Raw genomic sequence first — 8,208 nt, forward strand, 5'->3', positions numbered from 1 at the left:
CTTCATTGATACTCCCTCTTTAATATACTTCTCTTATGGAGATTGTTTGCTGATAKTGGTGGAAAMTTTCTTCTATTGATGARAATAAAGTTKCTTYCGRAATGATGAACTTTATTTTTTTCCATTTTGTAACATAAATGAAAYTSTYCCATTGTCATTAAARCCTGTRTGGAAMGTTCCTTGTTTATTTAATAATACCTCTTCAATTCAACTGGTAACCTTTCTTTCTCCTGAGTATGCTATCCCACTAAGTGCTCCCCCCTAAACAAGCGTTTTTGGTTCTATTTTATTAAAAATAAAATAGAACCTGAATGCGAGACTCTTTTTCTTATCATAGTTTATTAATATCGATCTATCAATAAATTACGACAATCACTCTTTGATATCTGAATTTTCTATATACTAAAGGATATTACTCAAACAACCTCGAATATTGTAATAAATATACATAAGGAGGTTGATCTATTTTGTTTCGTTCCTTTACAAATGGTTGTGTCACCTTAGTGCAACGCTTCTTGCCAGAACCGTTTATTTTATCATGTTTATTAACCGTTTTCGTTATCTTCTTTGGCATGTTTGCAACGCATCAAACACCGATCGAAATGATTAATCATTGGGGCAATGGAATTTGGGGACTGCTCGCCTTTTCTATGCAAATGGCGCTTGTACTCGTGACAGGATCTGCATTAGCAAACGCTCCTCTTATTAAAAAAGGATTAACGAGAGCAGCGAAATTACCGAAAACAAATGGACAAGGTATTATTGCTATTTCAATCGTAAGTTTACTAGGAGCATACATAAACTGGGGATTTGGTATTGTTGTATCGGTTTTATATGCAAAAGAAGTGGCCAGACAGTTAGAAGGATTAGATTATAGGTTAGCAATTGCTTCTTCCTACTCTGGATTTCTCATTTGGCATGCAGGCCTTTCTGCTTCTATCCCTCTTACGTTAGCAACTGGCGGCGAAACGTTAATTAAAACGAYAGCTGGAAGTATTAAAGAAGCGATTCCAATAACAGAAACGTTATTCTCACCATACGCACTCGTGCCAGTTATTATTTTTCTCGTTACGATGCCTCTCATTAACCGGGCCATGCATCCAGATGAAAAACATACGATAACTGTAGATCCTAGCGTATTCCATGAAGAAGCTGCCGCTCAAGAAGTAGGGAACAATACGTTCGCTGAAAAAATGGAAAATAGTATGATTATTACACTTTGCATCGGATTATTAGGTCTTATTTATATTTTTAACTATTTTAGTACGAAAGGCTTTAACCTTACACTTGATATCGTTATTTTTATGTTATTAATTGCCGGTCTTATTTTCCACCGTACTCCGATTCAATATATTCGCGCTTTCTCTGACTCAACTAAGAGTGCTTCAGGTATTTTACTTCAGTTTCCGTTCTATGCTGGAATTATGGGGATGATGATTGGAGTAAATAGTGAAGGTCTTTCGCTTGGAGGAGCTATTTCTACTTTCTTTATTAGTATTTCAAATGAAACCACATTCCCGCTCTTTACATTTTTAAGTGCTGGAATTGTTAATATTTTCGTTCCATCTGGAGGCGGTCAGTGGGCAGTACAAGCACCAATTATGATTCCAGCTGGCGCTGAACTTGGTGTACCTGCTGCGAAAACAGCGATGGCAATTGCATGGGGSGATGCTTGGACAAATTTAATTCAACCTTTCTGGGCATTACCGGCATTAGCGATAGCTGGTTTAGGCGCKCGTGATATTATGGGATTTTGTGTTGTTAACTTACTATATGCAGGATTTATCATTAGTCTATGTTTCTTATTTATTTAAATGGAAAGCTAGTTTYATACTAGCTTTTTTATACAATAAATCATTCGTTATCTATACAGCTTATTACCTTCCTCCACTCTACCTCTGCATGATTTAATGCTTCATATGTAAACAAATCTTCACACACTTTTTCAATCATATGAGGATTGTTCTTAAGGAAATTCCACTGCAATACTTTAGGAAGAAAATATGTTTCATATTCTTTACTTCCCTTTATTACCTCATCAACTTCTCTTTCACAAATCCCTCTTATTAAATAATCATTTCTTAATTGTATTTGAATTTGTTGAAACGTTTCGCTGTATTTCTTCAATTGGACTAAACAATTAATATACGTACGCAAAAGTTCGTCATCACAATTGCAACACTTTATAATACGATCGATTTCATTCATAATGTACGAGCCGCTTCTTCTATTTGTAACAGCCATTTTTCACGCTTCGTTACTTTACTCGTTTTCACAGATTGAAAAGCAGAACGTTTTATATTGCGAATACCACAAAAACGTAAAACCCCTCTTTTCATCATAATCCAATCCGCTGATCGATATAATAGGGCCACGTACCATAACGGTGAGTCTAACGTATTAATAACCCATGCTTTCTTTCCTTTAAATAAGCCTTTCGGTAATGACCCCTCATATTTATAAGCAAATCCAGCTACAAAAATACGATCGATAAATCCTTTTAAAATAGCAGGCATGCCCCACCACCATATCGGATATATGAAAAGAAGAATATCCGCTTTCTGCACTAATTCTCTATATCGCTTCGTCTCTTCTTCATTTAGTAAATCACGTCTTTTCTTCTCTTCATTAAATACAAGCACTGGATCAAATTGTTCTTTATATAAATCAAGTAGCGTAACAGAATGATTTGTTTCCTCAAGTCCTTTTTGCACATGCTCTAAAATTGCCCCATTAAAGCTTGAAGGATTAGGATGAGCATATATAATTAGTACGTTCACTACAAAACAACTCCCTCTTTAGTTAAAGTTTCCCCTTCTTTAACATCGTCTCTACAATTTGCACATTTTTCGAACTTTGTAACAAACGATTTAATACTGTTAGTAACTCTTCTTTTTCTAAACCTTTCAATTGCTCTTTAACTGTACTCTCACCAGCACCTTGGATTTCATACACAACTGCCGCCATATGTTTACAATAATTTTCATAAGGACACTCACAGCTAYTTTCTGCAAAATCTTCAAGATCAATAATCACTTCATAATTCCCTGCATTTCCAGTAACGAACGCAAATACTTTCTTGTCGTGTATTTCAACATCTTCTACATGTCCTTCTTCATAATATTCATGCCCTCTATCTATAATGTACTTTGGAATCCATTTCGTTATATCTTTTAATAAGTAAGCGTACATAACAACACCTCTTCCTTTAATTCCCTTTTGACTTCCAAAATCCTGCATGTTATTCTAATAACTGTCAAGTAGCGAGTCTACGTGACAAAACAACTGACACCTATTCGGCGAAGGTGTCTCTTTTCATTTGCAGCCGATATGAAGTGCCTCTTTCAGGCACATTCAATCTTTGACACTACACACTCAACACCATTCCCTTGTATCAGGCTGCTTTAGCAGTCTTTTACGCTACATACTTCGTTATTTCAAGAAAAAAAGAGAGCCTAGCTCCCTTTTCCCGCTTTATAAAATACCCCTTTTTCAGCATAGCGATATTCATCATCAGCTAAAGTAATTTTCCCATCCAGTTTGAGTTCATCTAATAGTCTTGATAAATAAAATTGATGTAACATTTTTTTCGTGAATTTTCCTTCATGATGCGAAACGATATGTTCTTGAATATCTAACAATGATATTGGCTTATCTTGCTCTATCATATATTCATAAACTGTACTACGCAGTTTTACGTATTTTTCGAGTGTCACAGTACTTCGCAACCCCTTTCTTCTTATTATATGTTTTCGTAATCGGTTTTTTTGCAACAAAAAAACCTCTCCGATAAGAAGAAGTTACGTATATCTTCGTCTTATCTCCCAGAACAAATATGTTCTGCTGGAATTAGCACCTGCATCGCGGTTGCTGGGTTTCATCGGGCCAGTCCCTCCACCTCTCTGGATAAGAAAATATTCACTTTAAATTTAACTATACGTAATTTCATTATAATTGTCAAATAAATATAAAAAATTATATTTTCTTCTTAACTGTTCATACTACAAATAGATGTACAGAAGGAGGCTACTACGTTGCAAAAGAACGCTCGTGGATACGTACAAGATTCATTTCAATCATTACAAGAAGCGAAACATTGTTTAGAAGATGCATTACAAACTGTTGAAGAAGATTTTAATCGCGCACGTATTGAACAATCCCTTTACGCTGTAGAACAAGCATTACAAAGATGTGATTATACCGTTCATATTTTAGAACAAGAATGAAAACTTCCCATCAAAAGATGGGAAGTTTTTTCAAATGGCATACTTCATCATTATTGCCGTTATTATTAAAAAATATACAGAATTAACAATTTCTAAAATCCCTACTTTTAATATAGAAATCGTTTTGCCATACAACATAATGGCCCGAATTACACTTGGTACAAATATGAGTGAGCACCATGGATTTATAGTAAATACGATTACCGTTAATACAATATGATATCCCCATTATATAAAACGTACTTCCTAAAAAATATAGAAATGAAATAATGGATATATATTGAATCTATTTTTTGACAATAAAAAATGCTTCTTACAATATGTAAGAAGCATGAAAGAGGCAAACGAATATGTAAGTCGCGACCCTACCTTATATGAGTATGCTTTTCTATGTYACGTTATGCTCATCTAATATACCGTATTTCTTTTTAAAWCTTGTGAGGATCGTAATCCATGACGTACTAAATAACAGAAGGAAAATAACATTCGATATCRCGTGACTAAGATCGAAAGAAAAACTTGCGACATAGTAAGCAATAACTGTTTCCCACGTTGCTTCCTGTATAAAACCAAGAAGTCCCCAGAAATTCATAATCCACCCAAAAATAAATCCAACAACGAATCCGTACAACAGTCTTCCCCATAGTTTTTTCATTAAAAATGTATTACGTAATAGTCCGGCTATAAACCCGATCATGCCCCAAGAGAACATTTGCCACGGAGTCCACGGACCTTGTCCTAAAAAAACGTTAGATACAATAGCCGCCGTTGCACCGATCATAAAGCCAGTTTCACTTCCAAAGACAATTGCAGAAACGATAATGACAAAAGAAGTCGGTTGTACACTTGGTAAAATAGAAAATGGTACCCGGCTAACCGCTGCAATCGCCGCTAACACAGCAACGATAACAATTTCACGTGAAACAAACGCCTTCCTTTCAAAACGAACATAGAAAGGTAACATAATGACAGCTAATAAAAACAAACTACTTACCATGTAATACCCGTCCATAATAAAAGTCGTAAAGAGTAGTGTACATATTACAACAGCAAAAATAAATATTATGAATGCAACATATCGTTTGGACACTCTTCGTACACATCCTCCCACGTTAATGCAAATGGCAACTCTCTACGGATGAATCGATTAATAGATGTTGTATAAAAGAAGTTACCACTAAAGAACTCTTTCGGTGCATCATTCATAATGACTTTCCCGTCAAATAACATCATGCACTGATCAACGTATTTCGCTGCAAACTCAATATCATGCGTTGCCATTACAATTGTTGTACCTTCTTTTTGCAACTGTTTAAATAAYTCTCCWACTCTTTCCTTTTTCCATGGATCTAGTCCCTTTGTCGGCTCATCMAGTAATAATAAAGTTGGCTTTGAYAATAAMGTTGTACATAATGCGAGTARTTGTTGCTCTCCSCCGCTACAATCATGYGGATGGCGCTCTTTAAGCGAATTTAACCAAAACTTTTCCAACATCTCTTCTGCTATTGTTTTTCCCTCTTCACCATATAATTCACGCGCACGCTCATAAACCTCTTCCCATACTGTATCAAATGTAAAATGATAGTATCGATGTTGCGATACGTACCCGATACTTTTAAATCGTTCTTTCGAATCAATTTTATGTATCACTTTTCCATTCCACTTTACCTTACCTCTTCTAGCTTTTTGCAATCCTGCTAAAATCGTTAACAGTGTAGACTTCCCTGTTCCGTTTTTCCCAACTAAAGCTGTCCATTTTCCCTTTTCGATGTTCACTGTTAAATCTCGTAAAATAAGTGGACTACTTTTTTCATATTGAAAAGATATATGTTCTGCACTTAAAATCACTTCTTGCTTTTCACATTGTTCCACTTGCCGATTACTATATTGTATCGCTGAAAAATCATTCATTTTCATTTGCGCTTCTCGTACTGTAAATGGAATCTCTTTCACATTCCACTCTAAAAACAATCTTGGAATTTGCGGAATGAATGGACGGAACTTTTCTACTTCCCACATGTTCGCTATCACACTTTTAGGAATATCATCGTAAACAATTTTCCCGTTATTCATACAAACGACACGAGTCGCTAGCGACATCACTTCATCTAAACGATGTTCACTTAAAATAATCGTAATTCCAAGTTCTTCATTAATACGTTTTAATAATCCTAAAAATTCTTTCGCAGCAATCGGATCTAGTTGTGCTGTCGGTTCATCCAGTAATAATAGTTTCGGCTGCATGACTAACACCGCAGCTAAATTTACAAGTTGTTTTTGACCACCAGATAAAGTATGAACAGATTGATGTAATAAATCTTGAAATCCCAAAAAGCTAATGAGCTCCGCTATTCTTTTTTGAATAATATGTGATGGTAAACCGATATTTTCTAAAGAGAATGCTAGTTCTTGAATAACTGTATCCATTACGAGCTGATTTTCTGGATTTTGAAATACCATACCAATTTCTTGGGCAGATAATAACTCTGGTACATCTTCTAATAAAGCACCATCATAATATGTATGCCCAGAACGCGTGCCAATTGGAAGTAACTCCTTTTTGAAATGTTTCAATAAAGTTGTCTTCCCAGAACCTGAACCACCAGCAAGTACTATAAATTCTCCTTTTTGAACAGAAAGAGAAATATGCTGTAACGCGTATTCATTTTCATCAGCATATATAAATGATAAATTCTTTATTTCTGTATGCGCCACCATATCCATTCCCTTCCTTCCATTACAATCGGTAAACTAAYAAACATCATAAATARKAWAAACATMATTCCATCRTATTGCTGGAATAGTATTGATTCCACTTTCGGATAAATGATCAATTTCCCTCCGCCATAATAACTAAATATGAATGAGGCTATAAATAGAATACTTAAATAACTTAGCGTGTACCAATCGCGTCTTTCCATTCTATACCGAATATAAGTCGTACGTTTCGTTACACCAAATCCACGAGCTTGCATAGAATCTGCTGTTTGTAGTGCATCTTCTAACGAACAAACTAATAACACTTGCAGTAATTTCATCCCATTTTTTATACGCTCAATGAGTGAACCTGAATCTAATTGCACACCTTTCGTTTTTTGGACGAGTGTAATTTTCTTTAATCGCCTAATAAACAAAGGAACGAACCGTACTGTAATCATCGTTAACAATGCAACTTTCGGTGAAATTCTTGAAAATAAATATAAAAATTTATGACTCGAAATAATATCGTTATAAGAAGCAAACGTAAACATAATCGCAACTAATAATAATCCCATAACAAGTCCATACATACAGGCCTCAAGCTTAATCCGGCTATCTCCTAACCAGAATAAAGTAGTTGCACCTCTATGTGTTAATAAAGAATTAAATAAAATTACCATAAGAAAGAAAACGATTGTACCCGGTAACATCTTTCTTATCTTTTCGCTATTCCCTTGCATGATATTTATAATAACGATTAGTATAATCGCTCCAATTAAAAAAAGAGGATGAAGACACATCATACATAGTATCATCACCCCAATATAATAGAAAAAATTMACAAAAGGATGTAAAGAAGAAAAGCTTATTTTCATAGTCCTTTACCGAAGATCCTTTCCTATTTTAATACAAACACCCACTCGATTGTATCGCCTGGTTTTACTTTAACTACACCAGCACTATAGTTTGGAAAAGCACCGTTCACACGATATTTCCATCCACTAGTAGCAGTAATATCTTTCTCGTATAAATCATTAATACCTTTTACATAAATATCACCTTTAGATCCCATTGCATCAATCTCTAATCCTGTGCCCGTTAGCACACTGTAAACTGTATCGCCTTCTTGAACATCAACCTTTTTCGCACCTAATAAGTACCCTTCATTTCCTTTTACTGAGATTGTTACTTGTTTCGGTTGCGGCTTTGGTTTTGGTTCTGGCTTTGGTTCTGGCTTTGGTTCTGGCTGCGGTGGAGCCGGCACAGTTACCTGTTGTTGCCC

10 protein-coding genes, 1 pseudogene and 1 riboswitch are annotated in these 8,208 nt (G+C 35.2%); of the genes and pseudogenes, 2 read left to right on the top strand and 9 right to left on the bottom strand.

Features of this window, described 5'->3' with window-relative positions:
- Positions 1–467: 467 nt before the first annotated feature.
- Entirely contained in the window at positions 468–1,814 is a 1,347-nt protein-coding gene (locus AC1DJR_RS11200) for a short-chain fatty acid transporter (protein WP_477002626.1), read from the top strand.
- Between the two features lie 40 nt (positions 1,815–1,854).
- Here AC1DJR_RS11200 and AC1DJR_RS11205 read toward each other — a convergent pair whose 3' ends face one another.
- The 4 genes from AC1DJR_RS11205 to AC1DJR_RS11220 all read right to left on the bottom strand — a co-directional run bounded on the left by AC1DJR_RS11205 (position 1,855) and on the right by AC1DJR_RS11220 (position 3,776).
- Positions 1,855–2,208: a group-specific protein gene (locus AC1DJR_RS11205; protein ID WP_131232961.1), complete on the bottom strand. Its 354-nt coding sequence runs from the start codon at positions 2,206–2,208 to the stop codon at positions 1,855–1,857.
- Positions 2,205–2,780, bottom strand: coding sequence for an NAD(P)H-dependent oxidoreductase (locus AC1DJR_RS11210; RefSeq protein ID WP_429687730.1), 576 nt, complete (start codon positions 2,778–2,780; stop codon positions 2,205–2,207). The genes AC1DJR_RS11205 and AC1DJR_RS11210 overlap by 4 nt, the downstream gene beginning before the upstream one ends.
- Before the next feature lie 22 nt (positions 2,781–2,802).
- Positions 2,803–3,240, bottom strand: a complete 438-nt coding sequence (locus AC1DJR_RS11215) for an SWIM zinc finger family protein (protein ID WP_477002627.1) — start codon at positions 3,238–3,240, stop codon at positions 2,803–2,805.
- Positions 3,241–3,455: 215 nt separating this feature from the next.
- Positions 3,456–3,776: a hypothetical protein gene (locus AC1DJR_RS11220; protein ID WP_002110869.1), complete on the bottom strand. Its 321-nt coding sequence runs from the start codon at positions 3,774–3,776 to the stop codon at positions 3,456–3,458.
- A 38-nt stretch (positions 3,777–3,814) separates the two neighbouring features.
- Positions 3,815–3,913, bottom strand: a riboswitch (SAM riboswitch).
- Between the two features lie 121 nt (positions 3,914–4,034).
- On the opposite strand from AC1DJR_RS11220, the gene AC1DJR_RS11225 reads away from it, so the two are divergent.
- A complete protein-coding gene (locus tag AC1DJR_RS11225) occupies positions 4,035–4,226 on the top strand; it encodes a hypothetical protein (RefSeq protein WP_002110871.1) in 192 nt (63 codons plus the stop codon).
- A gap of 30 nt (positions 4,227–4,256) precedes the next feature.
- On the opposite strand, the pseudogene AC1DJR_RS11230 reads toward AC1DJR_RS11225, so the two are convergent.
- The 5 genes and pseudogenes from AC1DJR_RS11230 to AC1DJR_RS11250 form a co-directional block, all read right to left on the bottom strand.
- Positions 4,257–4,506, bottom strand: a pseudogene (locus tag AC1DJR_RS11230) (YwiC-like family protein); the annotation flags it as partial.
- Between the two features lie 108 nt (positions 4,507–4,614).
- A complete protein-coding gene (locus AC1DJR_RS11235; protein ID WP_477002628.1) occupies positions 4,615–5,316 on the bottom strand; it encodes an ECF transporter S component in 702 nt (233 codons plus the stop codon).
- Positions 5,289–6,950, bottom strand: coding sequence for an ABC transporter ATP-binding protein (locus AC1DJR_RS11240; RefSeq protein WP_477002629.1), 1,662 nt, complete (start codon positions 6,948–6,950; stop codon positions 5,289–5,291). The genes AC1DJR_RS11235 and AC1DJR_RS11240 overlap by 28 nt, the downstream gene beginning before the upstream one ends.
- Positions 6,923–7,801, bottom strand: coding sequence for an energy-coupling factor transporter transmembrane component T (locus AC1DJR_RS11245; RefSeq protein ID WP_477002630.1), 879 nt, complete (start codon positions 7,799–7,801; stop codon positions 6,923–6,925). The genes AC1DJR_RS11240 and AC1DJR_RS11245 overlap by 28 nt, the downstream gene beginning before the upstream one ends.
- Before the next feature lie 23 nt (positions 7,802–7,824).
- Positions 7,825–8,208 (bottom strand): DUF4430 domain-containing protein (locus tag AC1DJR_RS11250; RefSeq protein WP_477002631.1); only part of this gene is annotated, 384 nt, incomplete at its 5' end.

It is taken from the genome of Bacillus sp. 05T31 (assembly GCF_056396725.1).

Excerpts from the sequence above, each read along its gene's own strand:
- AC1DJR_RS11205 (WP_131232961.1), bottom strand. The coding sequence starts at position 2,208 with ATGAATGAAATCGATCGTATTATAAAGTGTTGCAATTGTGATGACGAA.